The organism is Corynebacterium sp. HMSC065D07, from assembly GCF_001810695.1.
GTDB classification, from domain to species: domain Bacteria; phylum Actinomycetota; class Actinomycetes; order Mycobacteriales; family Mycobacteriaceae; genus Corynebacterium; species Corynebacterium hesseae.
The window spans coordinates 71,361-89,755 of the sequence record NZ_KV802453.1 but is presented as its reverse complement, the minus strand read 5'-3'; the positions used below and the strand labels follow the sequence as shown (position 1 = coordinate 89,755).

The window sequence follows — 18,395 nt, the reverse complement described above, 5'->3', positions numbered from 1 at the left end:
CTACTTGTGCTCGGGCGCGCGGTCCGGCAGCAGCGCGGACAGCGGGCGGAAAGGCTGCAGCCAGGCGCCGCCTGGAGGCAGGTTGTCCAGGTTCACGCGCGGCAGCGGTTCGCGGAAGACACCCTCGATGTCTTCGAGGTCGACGAACTCGATATCGGGATGGGTCAGCGCCCAGGAGGTGTGCTCGTGGAATCCAAGCACGCAGGTGGGCAGGCCGGAAGCGGAGAGCTGCTCAAGCAGGTGCTGGAAGTTCTGGCCGTCGGCAGAAGCCACGATGACACCGGAGAGGTTCTCGCGGTTGGCCTTGATGTACTCGACCATGTCGGGGTCAACATCATCGTCCTCGTGGAGCTTCGGCTTGGCAAAGACGGCGAAGCCGACGTTGCGGATGGCCTCGACCCAGGGGCGGATGACGTCGGCGCCGCCGGGGCTGACGTTGGTAAAGACGGCGGCCTCAGGGGTGGCGTCGTTATCGAAGGCCAGGTCCACCAGCCAGCGGCCGATGGCGTCGAAACGCGGGCGGTAGGCGGCGGTGGGGCGCCCGCCGAGGATGGCGCCGAGCCCCATGTCCATGTTGGGTGCGTCCCACACCAGAAGGTAGGTTCCGGCCATTACTTCTTCTCCCACAGGTACTCGGTGATGACGTGTTCCTTATCCAGGCCTTTGCCCTCAAACTTGGTGATGACCTGGCGGTCGGTGAGGATGGGGCACTCCGGCCAGGGCCAGCCCTTGTAGTCGAGGGAAGGCTCGACCTCGACGAGCTCATTAATCCATTCGGCGTAGCCGGCGTGGTCGGTGGCCACGTGGAGCACGCCGCCGGGTTTCAGGCGGGAAGCAAAGAGGTTGAGCGTGCCGGATTGGATGATGCGGCGCTTGTGGTGGCGGGCCTTGGGCCACGGATCCGGGAAGAAGATGCGGATACCGTCGAGGGACTCGGGCGCGAACATGCGCATGAGAACCTCGATGCCATCGCCGCGGACCATGCGGATGTTCTCAATGTCGTTGCGGATGATGGAGCCCAGCAGCTTGGCCAGGCCCGGCTTGTAGAGCTCGACGGCGATGATATTGGTGTCCTGCTCGAGTGGCGCCATGGCTGCGGTTGAGGTACCGGTGCCGGAGCCGATCTCGACGATGGTCTTCGCCCCCTCGCGGCCGAACCAGGCGGGTATGTCGAGGGGTTCGTCGGCAAGCAGGCGCCCCAACCTAGGCCAGTTCTCCTCGAAGAGGGCGTTCTGGTTGTCGGTGAGGGTGCCGCGACGGAAGGTCACGTTGCCGAGGCGTGGGTAGTCCAAATCATTGTTGAACTCGGCGTTGAAATCCGTCTGGAGGCCGCGGCCGTGAGGCATCTGCGCGGCGGGATTTTGGGAAGAGTCTGCGCTATTCATCAGTTGACATTGTTCCCTTAAGCAGGGGTGAGGGGCAACGTGCCGCGCCGTGGAGGGTGGAGGGGCACCTCGGTGGAGGCCACACAGGTCGCGGTGGGGTAATAGGACGGGCGTACGGGATGAGCGATCCACAGAAACAGAACCCCCGTATGGGGGCGATTGAGGCCGGTGGGTGCCATATTTCACACTCCGCTGTCCTCGACATAGTCGATATGAACTGGGTGGATATAACCGGGGTGGCGGGCATTACACATTCTGTTATCACCAGTGTCCGTACTCTGGTTGGTGAAACGTCGTTGGAACCTTCGGCGAAATAAAGCACCCTGGCCACACCGACCACAGGAGAATGTGAGATGACCGCAACTATTAAGGGCCTTGTAGGTGAACTGCCCACGAAGAACGAGAAGCTTATTTCGTGGATCAGTGAGAGTGTCGAGCTCTTCCAGCCGGAAGAGGTCGTCTTCGTAGACGGCTCCCAGGAGGAGGCTGACCGCCTCGCCGCCGAGCTAGTGGAAAAGGGCACCCTAATTAAGCTCAACGAGGAGAAGCGCCCGAACTCCTACCTGGCTCGCTCGAATCCTTCGGATGTTGCCCGCGTGGAGTCCCGCACCTTCATCTGCACCGAGACTGCTGAGGACGCTGGCCCGACCAATAACTGGGCCCCGCCGGCAGCCATGAAGGAAGAGATGACCGAGGCCTTCCGCGGCTCCATGAAGGGCCGCACCATGTACGTCGTGCCGTTCTGCATGGGCCCGATTAGTGATCCGGACCCGAAGCTCGGCGTGCAGCTCACCGACTCGGCTTATGTTGTGCTCTCCATGCGCATTATGACCCGCATGGGCCAGCAGGCCCTGGACAAGATCGGGGACAATGGCGACTTTGTCCACGCTCTGCACTCTGTGGGCGCCCCGCTGGAGCCGGGCCAGGAGGATGTCGCCTGGCCGTGCAATGACAAGAAGTACATCACGCAGTTCCCGGAGACCAAGGAGATTTGGTCCTACGGCTCCGGCTACGGCGGAAACGCCATCTTGGCCAAGAAGTGCTACGCGCTGCGTATTGCTTCCGTCATGGCGAAGGAAGAGGGCTGGATGGCAGAGCACATGCTCATCCTGAAGCTCACCAACCCGGAGGGCAAGAAGTACCACATCGCGGCCGCCTTCCCGTCCGCCTGCGGTAAGACCAACCTGGCCATGATTACCCCGACGATTCCGGGCTGGTCGGCAGAGGTCGTGGGCGATGACATCGCGTGGATGAAGCTGCGCGAGGACGGCCTGTACGCCGTCAACCCGGAGAACGGCTTCTTCGGCGTGGCACCGGGCACCAACTACGATTCCAACCCGATTGCCATGAAGACGATGGAGCCGGGCAACACCCTGTTCACCAACGTCGCGCTGACCGACGACGGCGATGTCTGGTGGGAGGAAATGGGCGAGGCCCCGGAGCACCTCATCGACTGGCATGGCAACGACTGGACCCCGGCTTCGACCACCAAGGCGGCTCACCCGAACTCCCGCTACTGTGTGCCGATTACGCAGTGCCCGTCCGCTGCGCCGGAATTTGATGACTGGAAGGGCGTCAAGATTGACGCCATCCTCTTCGGCGGCCGCCGCGCCGATACCGTCCCGCTGGTGACCCAGGCCTTCGACTGGAACCACGGCACCATGATTGGCGCCCTGCTCTCCTCCGGTCAGACCGCTGCCGCTGAGGGCAAGGTCGGCGCCCTGCGCCACGACCCGATGGCCATGCTGCCGTTCATGGGCTACAACGCCGGTGACTACCTGCAGCACTGGGTAGATATGGGCGAAAAGGGTGGCGACCGTATGCCGGCCATCTTCCTGGTGAACTGGTTCCGCCGCGGTGAGGACCGCCGCTTCCTGTGGCCGGGCTTCGGCGAGAACTCCCGCGTTCTCAAGTGGATTGTGGACCGCATCGAGGGCAAGGTCGACGCCGTCGAGACCGTCGTGGGCCACACCGCCCGCCCGGAGGATATCGACCTCACCGGCATCGACTTCGACATCGAGGACGTCCGCGAGGCCCTTTCCGTGAACCCGGCCGATTGGGCTGGTGACATGGAAGACAACAAGGAGTACCTGACCTTCCTGGGCTCCCGCGTTCCGTCTGAGGTGTGGGACCAGTTCACCGCGCTCAAGGAGCGCGTTGAGTCTGCCTCCTAATCTTCGCGGTTAAACGGATGCTCCCCTGCGGGGGAGTATTCGTCGTTTTGAGGGGTTAAGCGCGCAGGACGAGGACCAGGTTGGAGGTGAGGAACTCGCGCAGCACCGGCACCTTTGTTACCCACCAGGCCCAGGCAGGGTGGTAGCGCGGGAAGGCCGCGAGGAACTCTGCGCCCTGTGGACTCGGCGGAGCCACGCTGCGCGCCCAGTCCAAGCCCTCGCGGGCGGAGAGCGCAAAGAGCGAGGTGCCGAAGACATTCTTCGGCGGGTGATCGTGGCGGCGGGTATAGCGGTCGCGGGCGAACTCGCCGCCCACGTAGTGCTCCCACAGGCCGGTTTCATGCCCGCCAAAAGGCCCTAGCCACACCGTGTAGCTCAAGATCACCAGCCCGCCGGGCTTGGTTACGCGCAGCATCTCCTCACCCATGTCCCACGGGTTGGGGATGTGCTCGGCCACGTTGGAGGAATACGTGATGTCGAAGATGTCATCCGCGAAGGGCAAACTAGTGCCGTCGCCGCGCACGGCCTGGGCCACCTCGATGCCGGCGGCGGCCATCTCGCCCACGTCCGGCTCCAGCCCGACATAGCTGGCCCCGCGCTGGGCAAAGGCCGAAGCGAAATAGCCGGGCCCGCCCCCGACGTCGAGCACGCGCGCGCCGGTGAGGGAGAGGGAATGGTCGCGGGAGAGGGCGTCGACAAGAGCGGCGGTGTCCTCAGCCAAGCCGCCATAAAAGACCGCGGGCGCTGTCTGCTCGAAGCGGAAGGAGCGCAGCAGCCGCCAGGAGCGGCGCAGTGTGGCCAAGGCACGGGTGCGTTTCATAACCCACTAGGCTAGTTCCTCGACATGAAAATCCTTCTTTTGTGCTGGCGCGATTCCACCCACCCGCAAGGTGGTGGCTCCGAGCGCTACCTTGAGCGCGTCGGGGAATACCTCGCTGCCCAGGGCCACGAGGTGGTCTTCCGCACCGCGCGCCACATGAACGCCGCCAAGCGCGAGCGTCGAAACGGCGTGCTCTATTCGCGCGCCGGGGCCAAGTTCAGCGTGTATCCGCGCGCGCTGTTGTGGATGCTGTGTGGCGCGCGCGACGTTGACGTTGTGGTGGATACCCACAACGGCATCCCCTTCTTCGCGCGCCTGGCCACCCGCGCGCCCGTGGTGATCCTGACGCACCACTGTCACCGCGAGCAGTGGCCGGTGGCCGGGCCCGTCCTGTCGCGGCTGGGGTGGTTCCTGGAATCCTGCGTGGTGCCAAGGATCTACCGTGAGAACACGTGGGTGACGGTCTCGGAGGCTTCGAAGCGCGACCTGGAGAAGCTGGGGATTCACGGCGCGCACATCATTGAAAACGGCGTGGACCCCCTGCCGGAGCACGTGCCCACCTTGGAGCGCGAGGCCGATATCCACCTGGTGACGCTGTCGCGCTTGGTGCCGCACAAGCAGATTGAGCACGCGATGGACACCGTGGCGCGGATTCCGGGCGCGCTTCTCGACGTCATCGGTTCCGGCTGGTGGGAATCCCACCTGCGCGAGTATGCGCGCGCCCACGGGGTGGAGGAGCGCGTGCGCTTCCGCGGTCAGGTGACGGAGGATTATAAGCATGCGCTGCTCGCGCGCGCTGATGTCCACCTCATGCCGTCTCGAAAAGAAGGCTGGGGTTTGGCAGTCATGGAGGCGGCCCAACATGGGGTGCCCACGGTAGGTTATGCGTTCGGCCTGCAAGACAGTGTTATCGACGGCAAGACCGGTGTGCTGGTGCGGTGCGAGGAGGAGTTCGCGCCGGCGGTGCGCATGCTTGTCGACGACCCCTCCCTCCGCCACCGTTTAGGCAACGCGGCACGCGAGTTGGCGGCTACTTTTTCGTGGGAGAAAACCGGTGCGCGCTTCGAAGAGTTGCTAGAAGCGGAAGTGCGCACCAGGCGGCGCTAAGCCCCCACGGGGCGGGTGCCGGTTGCGCGTTGGTGGTGGCGACGATGCGGCCGTCCTCGACGACCGCGCCCACACCGAGCTCCTCCAGCCGGGCGAGGTCGCGCGTGTTCCAGGCTTCGGTGGCCGCTAGGTAGCGAGGCGATGGCTCATCCACTGTCACACCGTCGACGGTGAGCTCGCCGGAGTCGAGTTTGTTGGCGGCCTTGGAATAGGGGTTGAGGGCAATGCCGCCGTCGAGCGGTACCATGGCAGGGCGGTCGGCGAAGAAGGTCAGGCGGCCGTCGAGCTCTTCGACGAGCTGGCGGTCGATGCCCGTTTCGCGTGGGCGTAACACGGCGAGCTCCCGCGGTGCATCGGGGGCCTGCAGCAGGCAGGCGCACAGCGCGAGTGCTGCGGGAAGCTGGCGCAGGGACGCGATACCCGCCACGGCCAGCGGTAGGGCGAGCAAGGTGAGCTTGGAGGAATCACGCACAAGGCCCGCGCCGGGGATGTGCTCCACGGCGAAGGCGATGAGACCGGGGGCGAGTGCGCCGAGGATGGCCAGGCCCATGCCGAGAACCGCCAGGGCCGCGAGCGGGCGCAGCTCGCGCCGGGGAAGGCGGGCAGCGCCCAGGACAGCGAGGGCGGCGACGGCAAGTCCCGCCAGGGCGAAGCCCTGCGCGCGGGAAGCCGGTACTGCTGCGGCATTCCAGATGCCGCCGAAGCCGAGCAGCGAGCCGACCGCACCCACGTAGGCCTCCGCGCGCGGGGCGAAGGCCGCGGCCTGGGCGGCGGGGTCGCCGTGGGTGGTAGGCGAACCGGCCACGAGGCTTGGAACTAGCCACGGCAACCACAGCAAGACTGAGCCGCCCGCGAAGAGCCATCTTCTTCGCCCTTCGCGCTCACAGACAACCGCGATGAGCCCCCCGAAGAGGCCGCCGGTGGGCGTCAAGGACGCGGCCCACAGCGCCAACCACGCCACGCGCGGGCGCGCATGGAGGCAACCCCACGCGATCACGGGCGCCAGCCAGGCGGCGACCGCCAACGACCACTGGCCCTGCAGGAGGCGCTCGATGATAAAAGGATTGGCCACCGCGCACGCCATCGCCGCGGCTGCCGCCCACGGGCTGGACTCGCGCACCCACCGCCCCGCCACCCACGCCGAGGCGCTCGCGGCAGCAAGGATGAAGACCCTGGCCAGCCACGCTCCGCCGAATAAGGCAAGCACCCCGTCCTGCGGGGCGTTGCGGGCGGGAAGATCACCGGCGCCGAAGGCGGCGGCGCTCAGGGCTGGGCGGTCAAGGAGCACCATGTCGCGCCACAGGAACTCGCCGGGCAGCACGAAGGGCCAACACACCGCGAGCACGAGTACCACGCCCCACGCGCAGAGGGCGGCGCGCACCGCAAGGGATGCTCGGGACACAGCCACGGGCGCCTACGCGCTCTGCGCCGCATGGCGGCGCATGAACATCGCGGCCGCCACGGCCAACAACGCCACGCCGATGGCCTTGCCCAGCCAGCCGACGAGGCTCAAGATTTTGACCGTGTCGATCACCCGGCGAACCGAGTCGAGGCGTTCGGTGCGGGTGGAATCGGACCAGGAGAGGGGGACGTCGAGAAGCGCACGCTCGTGTGTGTCATCGGCATCGACCATGGCCTGGGCCTGGCGCGCGTCCGTGGCCCAGAAGATGCGCGGGTGCTCCTCCTCGTTGACGATGGTGCCGGTCGTGGGCTCCACCCACACCGTGCGGCTCACGGCGTAGAAAGGCTCGAGGATGACGTGTGATTTCGGCTTGAGGTTGTAGCGCTCCAAGGACTCCGCGGAGTAAAAATCGCCCGCGGGGCCGGAGCGGTGGGCTTCGAAGGCGAAGACCTCCCCGAGCGAGACCGGCGCGACATCCTGGTGGAAGACGTAGGTGGGGATGCTGTCGAGCTTCTCATCGCGCAGGAAATCGATGGGCTCCGTGTCCTGGGTGAGCGGATCGAAGAAGGGATAGGAGCGCTGCTCCGCGCCGGAGGGGAAGAAGTAGCTGATGCCGTCGCGCTCCACCCGGTCTTCCACCTGCACGTCGAAGGCGGGAAGCTCGATGTGTTGCGTCGTGTTCGGCCCCGCCACCGGGTAGGTAGATTCGCGGTTGAGCTGGGATTCCTCGGTGATGTGCGCGATGGTCTCGCCGTTGAAGGTGAGGTCCACGGTGGACTGCGCGCGGGCCACGGAATCCTTCTTCGCGGGGGCGGTGGTGGTGTGGCGGGTGAACGTGGCTCCGTCGTGCTCCGCGTGGATCTCTAGGTTGAGGTCCCTGGGCAGCGGGCGGGATTGGTTGTTGTACAGCGGCGGAAGGATGGACCCGAGTATGAGGAACACCGCGGCGGCAATCGTCACCTGCGCTAGGCGGGAGCGAAGGAACACGTCAGCTCCGATCGGTCGAGGGATTCACTGCAGAAATAGTATCGTAGTGGGCCATGCGCTTTCTCCCTGAGCTCGAAGGCGTGCGTGCGCTGGCAGCATTGGCAGTCGTGGTCACGCACGTGTCCTTTCAGACGGCCACTGGCTGGGCCTGGGCTGAGCGCCTGGATTACGGGGTGGCGGTCTTCTTCGTGCTCAGCGGTTTCTTGTTGTGGCGCCGGCGGCACGTGCACACGGCGGGGCAGTACGCGCTCTCCCGCGTGGCGCGCTTGGCGCCGCTGTATCTGGTGTGTGTGGTGGTCGTGCTCGCCTTGCTTCCCGACGCTTCCCCCTTAACCCTCCCGCAAGTCATCACCAACCTGACCGGTACGCAGCTCTATATTGCCGATGGCCTGGTTCCCGGGCTCACGCAATTGTGGTCGCTGTGTGTGGAGTTCGCCTTCTATGCGGTGTTGCCGCTGTTGGCGTGGTTGTTGGATAAGCTCTCGGCGCGCCCGCGGGTTGCGCTTATTGCTGGAGCTGGCGTGCTGAGTTTGTTCTGGGGCTTCCTGCCGTTTGTGGCCGGGTATGAATCCGGCGATGTCAATACGCAGATTTGGCCGCCCGCGTATTTCTCGTGGTTTGCGGTGGGAATGCTGGCCGCGGAGGCGGAGGCAGCTGGCGTGCGTGTGCGCGCCGGGCGCATTGTGCGGCCCGCTTGTTGGGCGGTGGCCGCGGGCTGTGTGTGGCTGGCCAGCCGCGAGTGGTTCGGCCCGCAGGGCTTGGTGCATCCAGAACCGGGTGAGTTTGCGCGGCGCATTGCGGCGGGGGCGGTGTGCGGGGCGTGCATCGTGGTGCCGGTGGCGCTGGCCCCGCGGGAAAGCTGGCTTTCTTCCGAGGTGATGCGAGCGCTGGGCCGCTGGTCTTATGGTGTTTTCATGTGGCACGTAGCGGTGCTGGCCATTGCCTTCCCGCTGTTGGGCGTGTCTGCTTTCTCCGGCTCTGCCGGGGATTTCGCGGTGGTGTTGGTCTTCACGGTGGTCGTTAGCTGTGTGCTTTCTGCTGCGACCTACGCGCTTGTCGAGGTCCCCGGCCGCGACCTCATCCGCTCCTTCGCCCGCGGCCGCATCACCATTCCGCGTTCGCTGCCGCGCCTCGCCGCCGATTCCGCGAGCTCTGGCGGTTCCGGATCCCCTGCCAACGCCGCCGGTTTTACTGATTCCGCCGGTTCGGCGGGGCCGTAGACGGCACTTCACACATGGCATTTTCCAGAAGGCATTAGTCAAACGGTTTACTTGACCCCAAACAAACCTTTTACATCGCCGCAGATGGTTTCCCTGCCCCCAAAGACACCTTTTGACTAGTACCTTTTGAGGGAAACCATCTGGGGCGGGGCCGGGTACTTAGGACGTGCGGCGGGATGGGAGGCAGGCACACGTGATGGCCGCGGCGCAGAGCAGTTGCACGAGCAGCGAGTCGCCGGCGTAGCCGTCCGTGGGCCAGGGTGCGCGGGCGAGCATCGCGCCCGCGGCCAAAGTGAGCGCGCCCGCCAGGTAGTCGGGGCGCAACGTGGTCCAGCGAGTGATGGCCCACGCCGCGGCAGCGGCGGCCACACCGGGCAGACCTGCGACGAGAGCCATCGTTGCCGCGATGAGCAGGGCTAGAAGGACACGCGCCGAGGAAGACGAGTGGGTAGCAGGGCTGGACGAGGCGGTGTTGTGTGCCGTGTAAGCAGCGGAGGCGGCGGGGGAAGCGGAGTGAGGGCGGGGGCCGCGGGCCATGACGAGCAGGCACAGCGCGGTGGTCAGCGCGGCGAGCGCGCCGCCGAGGCCCAGGCCGACGCGATAGGCACGGTCGGCAGCAAAAGACATGTGGAAGGTGCCACCGGCACCGGCGGGAATGAGGAAGGCTTGCGTGTCGGCATCGATGGAGCGCGGCTCGAGGGACAGTGGTTCCGAGCTGGAGGCCGGCGTCGAGTCCGGCGCTGAGTCTTGTGCTGAACCTGGCGTCGAGACCGCGGCTGTGCTGGGGGAGCGTAGCTCGCCGTGCAGGCCCTCGTTGAAGGCACGGCCGGTGATGAGGAGGCGGTCGTGGTCGGCGGGCTCGATGGTCTCACCGGCAGCGAGCGGGGTATAGCCGTGGTCAGCGCCCGATGCGGCCGATGGGGTAGCGCCGGCTGCGGCTGAAGGGCGGTCAGAGGAAGCGGGAAGGGGCGCGGGCAAGGAAGACGCGGTATCGGTCAGGGCCGCCCAATCGCCCGTGGTGCGCACGAGGTGCTGACCGGCGGGCAGGTTGAGGGTGGAGTTGGGGGCGTGGGGGGAGCCGTCGATAAGCACTGTTTTCCCACCGGAGACCCGCACCGTCATGTCGCGCGGGGTAGTAAAGGAGCGGATGAGGATGTGCTCGTTGTCCTGCTGGAAGAGGAACTGCTCGGCATCGGGCGAGGTATCGGGCACGGTGACGATGCGCCGCGGGGTGGGCTGATCCACGATGGAGGCTTCCGCAATTCCGGTGCGGCGCTGCGGCTCGATACGGATGGTGGAGGCTTTCGCGCCGGGCACGCGAATATTGCGGGCGCGGTAGGCCTCCATGGTGACCGTGACCTTGGAGTCGCCATTGTGGATGGTCACCTCAGTCGTGCCCGTGGTCATCAGACGCAGCGTGGGCGAGGTCCACGTGGAATCGGAGTGCAGCTCCAGCCAACCGGAATCGCCGGGCGCGGGCCACCACGCGGTGGAGTTCTCGTCGTCGACGGCCGCTGTAAGAGAACGCGCCGGGTTCGCCCCGCCGAAGGCAGAAGCATCCGCGGCAGAGGAGGACGCGGTGACGCGACCATCGTGCTCCACCACCTGGGTCAGCGGGCCGGCGGAGGGGTAATCGCGCAGTCGATTGCGCACGGTGGAAGGGTCATCAGGGGCCAGCAGCGCGGAGACCGGGCCGGAAAGCGTGCCGTAGTTGCGGTCGCGCAGCGCAGGCGTATCGGTGACGATATCGGCGTTGGAAGAGACGAGCTCGTGAGGGCCGGAGAGGAGCGCGAGCGACTCGCCGCCGCCCGCCACGCGCGGCGGATCCGCAGGCGCCAAGTTCATGGAGAGGTCGGGGTCGAAGACCACGACGTCGACCTCCCCGAAGGTGTGGACCTCGCCCGGGATGTGGTCCGAAGAACCAGACATGAGGTCGTGGCGCACCGCGACGGCCCCGATGCCTAGGCGTTGCAACACTAAGGGCGCGGTGGCAGGGTCGCGTTCGATCTGCGCCATCGCACCGTCCAGACCACGGATTGCCTCGGGCGGGATGAGGGGAACGGCGTCGCGGACGGCCCAGGGGACGTCGAGAAGCGGCTGCGCCGGCTCATCGCGCGTCCACCCCCAGTCCTGGCGGGCAAAGGACGCCGGTGGGTAGATGAGCACGCGCGTATCCAGGCTGTTCATGAAAGAAGCGGCCTCCTGCCAATAGCTGGGCACCTCCTCGTAGGCCCCCTTCGGCAGTAGCCTGCCCGCCCACGCCGGGGCGGTCGCGCCCATCACCACGAGGCACACCAGAAGGCCCGCTGCTTCACGACGCCCCAGTGCCAACGTCCGCGGCAACCTCACCCGGGCGGCAATCGCGGCCACGCCGAGAACCAGCGGGATGCGCACCAGCGGGTCGAACTTGTGCACGTTGCGCAGCGCGGCCAGAGGGCCATCGAGCGCGTCGAGGTACCAGGTGGCATGCGTGCCGAGCACGGCCACCCCCACCAACAGCATGAAGGCCCACTCGCGCGGCAGCCGGGCCAGGCCCATAAGACCCAGGGCGGCCACGGCCACGGTGACAAGCACGAAGACCGGCTCGGTGGCCAGCTCGTTGCCGGCGACGCGCTCGGTATCCACAAACGGCGCCCAACTGGTGGTGCCGCGCAGGATTTCCGCCAGGTTGAGCCACCGCGTGGTCACACCAGCAGACTCGATGAATTCCGTAAAAGGCGGGGCATAGCGGCCCAGGATGAGCAGCGGGGTAATCCACCACGCGGATACCGCAGCGCACCCAGCCAACCACACCAGGCCAGTCTTGCCCGCGCGCCGCCACAGCAGAATCACACCCGCCGGCAGGCAAGCCGCCAGCGTGGCCGTGGCGTTGACCGCGCCCATGCACGCCACCGCCACCACCGAGGGCGCGGCATCCCGCCAGTACAGACGGCCCGACCGCAGGAAAGGAAGCAGCACCCAGGGGGCCAGCATGACCGGCCAGGTCTCCGAGGAAATCGCACCCAGCGTGGTCAGCGTGCGCGGGGAGAGCGCATAGAGGAGGCTGCCCATCAGCGCGGCATAGCGCGGCGCGGCGGGAAGCACCGTGCGGACCACGCGAAAGAAACCCAGAAAGCCCACCGCCAGGACCAGGAACCACCAGGCGCGCTGCGCTATCCAATCCGGAAGCGGATCCGCCAGCAAGAAGAACAAGCCCTGCGGGAAGAGATATCCATAGGCCTGGTTCTGCAGCTGGCCCAGCGTGAAAGTATCGGTATAGGCATGCAGGGCGCCGGCCAAAAACCCAGCCGGGTTGGCCACCAGATCATGCTTGGTATCGGCGGCGGTCAGCCCCCACGGCTGCACCAGAACCACGAGGGCTAAAAAGAAAAGCCTCCCGATGCGTGCGCGCACGCTACTCGCGGGAGCCGTACTCCGGCCCGCCCATCACGGCGTCGGAGGCCTTGACGGAATTATCGTTTGGAACGGCATCTGCCTGCGAGAACTGCGCGATGCCCAGGATGGTCACGACCCCCAGCGCTACGCCAACGACCGCGCTGCCCAGGGCTGGGCCCAGGGTGCGCTTGTTGAGTGAATCGCTGTCGAATGCCATGGCGCCAGATTCTAGCAGCTCGATGCCGCCTTTTAGGAGTGGCTCTCCGCGGCGTCGTCGTCCTCTTCATCGTTCTCCGGCGGAACGATGAACACCGGCAGGCCTGCGTTGCGCACGATGTACTCTGCGGTGGAGTTGTTCCACAGCGAGCGGAAGCCCGTGAGCGCGCGGGTGCCGGTGACGATGACATCGATGTCGAGTTCGTGGGCGGCGTCAACAATCGCGCTCTGAATCGTCGTCACCGATTCCACCAGGTGGGCATGGCCGCGCAGGCCGAGGGACTCGGCCTTGGCAATACCGCGGTGGCAGATGGCGAGGGCCTCCTCGTAGGCCGGGTCATCCTCCACGCTGTCTGGTGAGACCGTGGATTGGTGCAGCCCGGTGCGGCTGACCGCGCGGGCGGCCTGGCGCGCGGACGGTTCCCAGGCGGTGAGGATTTCGACATCGGTGGGGCGCAGCAGCCGCGCGGCGTATTCGAGGGCGCGGTCGGCGCGGTCGGAGCCGTCATAGGCAATGAGCATGGTCTCTCCGTTATTCATGTGACCATCCTAACAACCGGTTGTTGCCCGCGCGGGTGCTTCAGGCACACTGGTGTGCATGAAAAAAGCAATGCCCGCCCTCCTGTTGAGTGCTATCTGTGCGCTGAGCGCGTGCAGTACGGAGCCTGAGCTTTCCGATGCCCCGCCCAGTGAAACCAGCGCCGCGGCGTCGGGTGACACGTCGGACGATGCGGCACCACAGGAAGCCGCGCCTGAGGACGTCCGCGCCCGCGCCGCCGCCAAGCTCATGCCGCCGGCGCTGAACTATGACGATGCGCGCGCCAAGCTGGAAGCCGGCGTGGGCGGGCTCTTCATCCCGAGCTGGGCCGACCCGGAACTGCTGGGCGACGGCCCCCGCGGCCTCAACGCCTTGCGAGAGGAGTTGGGCCGCGACTTCGAAGTCTCCATCGATTTCGAGGGCGGGCGCGTGCAGCGCTTCTCCGAAATCTTAGGGGACTACCCCTCCCCGCAGGCCATGGCGGAGGGCCATAGCCCGGAGGAGGTTGAGGCCCTGGCCACGGAGATCGGCCACAGCCTGCGCGCCCACGGCGTGACGGTGGACTTCGCCCCCGTGCTCGACGTGGATGGGGGAGACCTGGAGGTCGTCGGCGATCGCGCCTTCTCCACCGACCCACAGGCCGCCGGCGAGTATGGCGCGGCCTTTGCCCGCGGGTTGCAGGCCGCCGGTGTGAAGGCCGTGTTCAAGCACTTCCCCGGCCACGGGCGCGCCTCCGGGGACACGCACCTGGGTGAGGCGGTGACCCCGCCGCTGGAGGAGCTCTCTGGTCACGAGTTCGTGCCTTTCCACACGGCAATCCCGCAAGCCCCGGACGCGGCCCTCATGATGGGGCACCTCGTGGTACCAGGCCTCGGCGACGAGCCCGCCTCCCTCAACCCGCGGGCCTACCAGTTAGCCCGCGAGGAGCTGGGCTTCGAGGGCACCATTTACACCGATGACCTGGGAGGTATGGCTTCCATCTCGGAGAATTTCAGCGTGCCGGAGGCCGTGGCCGCAGCCCTCACCGCCGGGGCCGATATGCCGCTGTGGTCCACCGACGATGACATCAACGCGGTCATCGACGCGGCCGCCGACGTGGTGGCCCAGCAAGAGGGCGACTAGTAAAAACCAGCTGGCAGCCGTTAATCTCGTACACGTGAAAAAGGCAATCGGACACAGCCAACAGCGACGCAAGGGGCTCCAGGTGACCCTTGGCGTGCTCGTCGGCCTGATACTCATCGCCGGCATCGCCTATGCGTGGGACGTCATGGCTAACCAGCACAAGGTCCCGCGCGCGACGTCGGTCGGCGGCGTGGACATCTCCCGCATGGAGCGCACCGCTGCGGTGGAGAAGCTGGAGCAGGAGCTTGGGGACGTCGCGGCCCAGCCCGTGGATATCCGCTCCGGGGAGAAAAGCTCGCAGCTTATCCCCCAGGACTCCGGCCTGAGCCTGAACTACCAGAAGGCCGTCGACGGCATCCCCGATGCCTCCCTGAACCCTTTCTCGCGCCTGTACAGCTTCATCAAGCCCACCCAGGAAATCCCCGTCGCCGTGGACATCGATGAGGGCCAGCTCTCCGGCCAGCTCGAGCGCGTGGGCAACGAGCTGAAGATCGAGCCGGAAGACGGAAACTTGGAGCTTATCGACGGCTCCCTCAAAGAGACCAAACCCAAGCTCGGCCAGGCGGTGGAAGAGGGAGTGCTGCACGAGGGCGTCGTGAAGCACTGGCTCGACCCCGAGGGCGTCGACGTCGAGCCGATGGTGGTGGAGCCTCAGATTAATGATGAGGCGATTGAGGCCATGCGCACCGGGGATGCCGCCCGCGCGCTGGATAACCCGCTCACGCTGAAGGGCGAGAACAACACCACCGGCACCTTGCGCAAGCCGGAGATTTCCCAGTTCGTCTCCATCGCCGCGGAGGATGGCGAGCTACGCCTCAAGGTGGATAAGAACCGCGCGCGCGAGCTTTTCCAAGAGCGCATGCAAGGCTCCGAGGTGCCCGGCACCAACGCCAAAATTTCCTTCAGCGGCAACGACAAGCAGATCACGCCCTCGGTGGATGGCTCCATCATCGACTGGGAGAAGACCCTCGAGGGCTTCGAGGACCGTGTGAGCAGCGAGGACGACCGCGAATGGGATGCCGATTACAAGCCGGACCCCGCAGACTTCACCACGGAAATGGCAGAGAAGGCCACCTTCGATGAGACCGTGTCCGAGTTTTCTACCGGCGGTTTCTCCGGGGCCTCCGGCACCAATATCCGCCTGGTGGCCCAGGAGGTCAACGGTGCCGTGGTCAACCCGGGTGAGACCTTCTCCCTCAACGGCTACACCGGCCCGCGCGGTACCGCGCAGGGCTATGTGGAATCCGGCATCATCATCGACGGCCACGCGGGCAAGGCCGTGGGCGGCGGCATCTCTCAGTTCGCCACCACCTTGTACAACGCGGCCTACTTCGCCGGCATGGAGGACGTGGCACACACCCCGCACTCCTATTACATTTCGCGCTACCCGGCTGGCCGCGAGGCCACCGTGTACGAAGGCGCAATTGACCTGCAGTTTAAGAACACCTCCAACCACCCGGTGCGCATCGAAACCAGCTTTGGTGACGAGATCACCGTGCGCTTCAAGGGCGTGAAGACGGTTGAGGTCGAGTCCATCAACAACGGCCGCTGGGCCAAGACCGAGCCGCAGCGCAAGTCGGTGAGCGAGGACTGCTCGCCGTCGTCTGGCACGCCGGGCTTCACCACCTCGGATACCCGCGTGATCAAGGACCTCTCCGGCAAGGAAATCTCCCGGGAGACCACCACCACGGTCTATGACCCGCAGCCCATCGTTACCTGCGGTTAAGCCATGACCCGGCCGATGCACACCGCGGTGAAGGACCCGGCGGACGTCGATCAGCTGGCCCAGCACCCAGTGAAGTTTGGTCGCGTCGCCGGCCTTTTCGCAGCCCACCGCGGCACGCTGCTTGTGGTGGTAGCGCTCATCATCGCCACCTCCGGGCTGACGGTGGTGCAGCCTTTCTTGGTGCGCCGCACCGTGGACGAGGCCATTCCCAACCACGACACCGCACTGCTGTTGTGGCTGGTGGGCGGCATGCTGGCCATCACCGTGGTCTCTCAGGCCATCGGCGTTATCCAGTCCTTTTTATCCGCGCGGGTGGGGCACACCATCATGCACGAGCTGCGCACGCAGGTCTTTGCCAACCTGCAGCGCCAATCGCTGCAGTTCTTTACCAATAACCGGGGCGGCGAGATCCAATCCCGCCTGACCAATGACATCGCGGCGATGCGCGGCATGGTGACCACCACCGCGACCTCCGTGGCTAGCAACCTCACCATGACGGTGGCCACGTTGGTAGCGATGGTGGCGCTTTCGCCCACCCTCTCGCTGTTGTCCTTGCTGGTGCTGCCTCCCGCCGTGTGGCTCACGCGCCGCGCCGCCGTTCTGCGCCGCAGCCTTATGGAGAAAAACAGCCAAGCCCAGGCGGAACTCCAACAGACCATTTCGGAGAACCTGTCCGTCTCCGGCATGCGCCTGGCCACCACGTTGGGCGCGCAGGAGCGGGTCTATTCGAGCTTCTCGGCCACCTCGCGTTCCCTCATCCGCTTGGAGCTCGAATCCCAGCTGGCCGGGCGCTGGCGCATGGCGCTGACCCAAATCATCTTCGGCGTGATGCCAGCCCTGATTTATCTCGTGGCCGGCCTGCGCCCGGGCATAACCATCGGCACCCTCATCGCGTTTAGCACCCTGCAGACCCAAATCTTCCGCCCGATTACCGGCCTGCTCAACGTGGGCGCGCAGTGGGTAGCGTCGATGGCGCTGTTCAGCCGCATCTTCGAGTACCTGGACTTGGAGCCCGAACTCACGGAGACCACCCAGCCCGCCCAGCTTGCCGACGCCTCCCTCACCCTCCACAACGTCTCCTACCGCTACCCCGGCACCGACACCGACGCGCTTTCCGACGTCTCCCTTTCCATCCCCGCCCATACCACCACCGCCCTGGTGGGGCATACCGGTTCCGGCAAGTCCACCGTCGCTGCACTTATGGCGCGCTTGGCTGACCCGACCACCGGCTCCGTGCGCCTGGGCGGAGTCGACCTGCGTGACATTCCGCCGGAGCAGCGCGCGGAGGTTATTGGCGTGGTCTCCCAAGAGACCTACTTGATCCACTGCACGGTGCGGGAGAACCTCCTCTTCGCGCAGCCGGAGGCGAGTGAAGAACAGATGTGGGCGGCCCTGCACTCCGCCCGCGTGGACGAGGTCATCGCCGCGCTTCCCGAGGGACTCGATACTCTCGTAGGCTCGCGCGGCTACCGTTTCTCCGGCGGTGAGCAGCAGCGCCTCTCGCTTGCCCGCACGCTGCTGCGCCGACCGCAGGTGCTCATCCTGGATGAGGCCACCTCGGCCCTGGACAACGAAACGGAGCGCGCTATCCAGGAAGCAGTGCTTGGTGCGGACGCCACCCGCCTGGTCATCGCGCACCGCCTGTCCACCATCCGCGATGCCGACCAGATCGTCGTCCTCGACGCCGGCCGCGTGGCCGAGCGCGGCACCCACGCTGAGCTGCTGGCCCGCGACGGCGCTTATGCGGCGCTCCTTCGTGCCGCGAAAACTACTGGTGATCGTTCTTAGAGAGCCCCGCCAAGAAACCTAGGGATGTTAGCTTTCTATCTGGAGTTTGTTAAAGACCGAGAAAATATATGGCTTCGGGATTGTCCTGAGGTACCTTCTTGCCGCGCCCCAGTGGTTGCCCATGAAGATTCACGTCTACCTGGCGATATTGACAGTGTTAATGGTTGTGCTGGTGGTTGCATGGCGCTCTTGGTAAGCGTTTCGCAGTGAGATAGTTGCCACCAATGTGCCTGGGCAAGGCTGCTAGAGCCCCCGTAAGGGGGCGGTGAGGTCGATATCACTCAAAGTGGAATGGCAGCTACCAATACCGCAGTTTAACTGCGAATATAATTATTATCTGCGCGGGGGGGCGATTACTTGAGAGGGCTAGCTGGTTTTATGGGAAGCGGGCATTTGTTCGATATCGCATTTCTTCTTCTAGGTATAGGGTCTAGCTATGTAATCCACAGGCTACCGTTACTTAGGCTAGGGGCCCGGGTAGGTGCCTTACCTTCTTGGGAACGTCGCTCTATGTGGGTGAAAGACTCTTAGCGAT

14 protein-coding genes are annotated in these 18,395 nt (G+C 65.7%); 6 read left to right on the top strand and 8 right to left on the bottom strand.

Annotation, left to right across the window (positions count from 1 at the left end):
* Complete coding sequence (locus HMPREF2760_RS07645; protein WP_070597005.1) at positions 1 to 612, bottom strand: NYN domain-containing protein; 612 nt, start codon at positions 610 to 612, stop codon at positions 1 to 3.
* Positions 612 to 1,385: a tRNA (guanosine(46)-N7)-methyltransferase TrmB gene (trmB, locus tag HMPREF2760_RS07640; RefSeq protein ID WP_070597004.1), complete on the bottom strand. Its 774-nt coding sequence runs from the start codon at positions 1,383 to 1,385 to the stop codon at positions 612 to 614. The genes HMPREF2760_RS07645 and trmB overlap by 1 nt, the downstream gene beginning before the upstream one ends.
* A gap of 353 nt (positions 1,386 to 1,738) precedes the next feature.
* On the opposite strand from trmB, the gene HMPREF2760_RS07635 reads away from it, so the two are divergent.
* Positions 1,739 to 3,559 (top strand): phosphoenolpyruvate carboxykinase (GTP), encoded by a 1,821-nt coding sequence (locus tag HMPREF2760_RS07635; RefSeq protein ID WP_070531911.1) that lies wholly within the window; start codon positions 1,739 to 1,741, stop codon positions 3,557 to 3,559.
* A gap of 55 nt (positions 3,560 to 3,614) precedes the next feature.
* Here HMPREF2760_RS07635 and HMPREF2760_RS07630 read toward each other — a convergent pair whose 3' ends face one another.
* Positions 3,615 to 4,379 carry a class I SAM-dependent methyltransferase gene (locus tag HMPREF2760_RS07630; RefSeq protein ID WP_070597003.1) on the bottom strand — a complete coding sequence of 255 codons (765 nt, stop codon included), beginning with the start codon at positions 4,377 to 4,379 and terminating at the stop codon, positions 3,615 to 3,617.
* 24 nt (positions 4,380 to 4,403) lie between these two features.
* Between HMPREF2760_RS07630 and HMPREF2760_RS07625 the strand changes: the two genes are divergently transcribed.
* Positions 4,404 to 5,486, top strand: coding sequence for a glycosyltransferase family 4 protein (locus HMPREF2760_RS07625; protein ID WP_070597002.1), 1,083 nt, complete (start codon positions 4,404 to 4,406; stop codon positions 5,484 to 5,486).
* Here HMPREF2760_RS07625 and HMPREF2760_RS07620 read toward each other — a convergent pair.
* Positions 5,410 to 6,888 carry an MmpA family trehalose lipid delivery protein gene (locus tag HMPREF2760_RS07620; protein ID WP_083304498.1) on the bottom strand — a complete coding sequence of 493 codons (1,479 nt, stop codon included), beginning with the start codon at positions 6,886 to 6,888 and terminating at the stop codon, positions 5,410 to 5,412. The genes HMPREF2760_RS07625 and HMPREF2760_RS07620 overlap by 77 nt on opposite strands.
* Before the next feature lie 12 nt (positions 6,889 to 6,900).
* Positions 6,901 to 7,875, bottom strand: a complete 975-nt coding sequence (locus HMPREF2760_RS07615; protein ID WP_070562281.1) for a PorA family protein — start codon at positions 7,873 to 7,875, stop codon at positions 6,901 to 6,903.
* Positions 7,876 to 7,928: 53 nt separating this feature from the next.
* Here HMPREF2760_RS07615 and HMPREF2760_RS07610 point away from each other — a divergent pair, with 53 nt between their 5' ends.
* On the top strand, positions 7,929 to 9,095 hold the full coding sequence (locus HMPREF2760_RS07610; RefSeq protein ID WP_070597000.1) for an acyltransferase family protein: 1,167 nt from the start codon (positions 7,929 to 7,931) through the stop codon (positions 9,093 to 9,095).
* Between the two features lie 159 nt (positions 9,096 to 9,254).
* Here the strand turns inward: HMPREF2760_RS07610 and HMPREF2760_RS07605 are convergent, their stop codons facing one another.
* The 3 genes from HMPREF2760_RS07605 to HMPREF2760_RS07595 are packed head-to-tail and all read right to left on the bottom strand — an operon-like array spanning position 9,255 to position 13,226.
* Positions 9,255 to 12,488 (bottom strand): alpha-(1->3)-arabinofuranosyltransferase domain-containing protein, encoded by a 3,234-nt coding sequence (locus HMPREF2760_RS07605; protein WP_070596999.1) that lies wholly within the window; start codon positions 12,486 to 12,488, stop codon positions 9,255 to 9,257.
* 1 nt (position 12,489) lies between these two features.
* Positions 12,490 to 12,687, bottom strand: a complete 198-nt coding sequence (locus tag HMPREF2760_RS07600) for a DUF2613 domain-containing protein (protein WP_010188604.1) — start codon at positions 12,685 to 12,687, stop codon at positions 12,490 to 12,492.
* 32 nt (positions 12,688 to 12,719) lie between these two features.
* Positions 12,720 to 13,226, bottom strand: coding sequence for a universal stress protein (locus HMPREF2760_RS07595; RefSeq protein ID WP_070525873.1), 507 nt, complete (start codon positions 13,224 to 13,226; stop codon positions 12,720 to 12,722).
* A 58-nt stretch (positions 13,227 to 13,284) separates the two neighbouring features.
* On the opposite strand from HMPREF2760_RS07595, the gene HMPREF2760_RS07590 reads away from it, so the two are divergent.
* From HMPREF2760_RS07590 to HMPREF2760_RS07580, 3 genes are read left to right on the top strand one after another with little or no spacing between them, the layout of a single operon-like run.
* Entirely contained in the window at positions 13,285 to 14,346 is a 1,062-nt protein-coding gene (locus HMPREF2760_RS07590) for a glycoside hydrolase family 3 N-terminal domain-containing protein (RefSeq protein WP_148138847.1), read from the top strand.
* A 34-nt stretch (positions 14,347 to 14,380) separates the two neighbouring features.
* Positions 14,381 to 16,072 (top strand): VanW family protein, encoded by a 1,692-nt coding sequence (locus HMPREF2760_RS07585; protein ID WP_210386351.1) that lies wholly within the window; start codon positions 14,381 to 14,383, stop codon positions 16,070 to 16,072.
* Between the two features lie 3 nt (positions 16,073 to 16,075).
* Positions 16,076 to 17,860 (top strand): ABC transporter ATP-binding protein, encoded by a 1,785-nt coding sequence (locus HMPREF2760_RS07580; RefSeq protein WP_070596997.1) that lies wholly within the window; start codon positions 16,076 to 16,078, stop codon positions 17,858 to 17,860.
* The last annotated feature ends 535 nt before the right edge of the window (positions 17,861 to 18,395 follow it).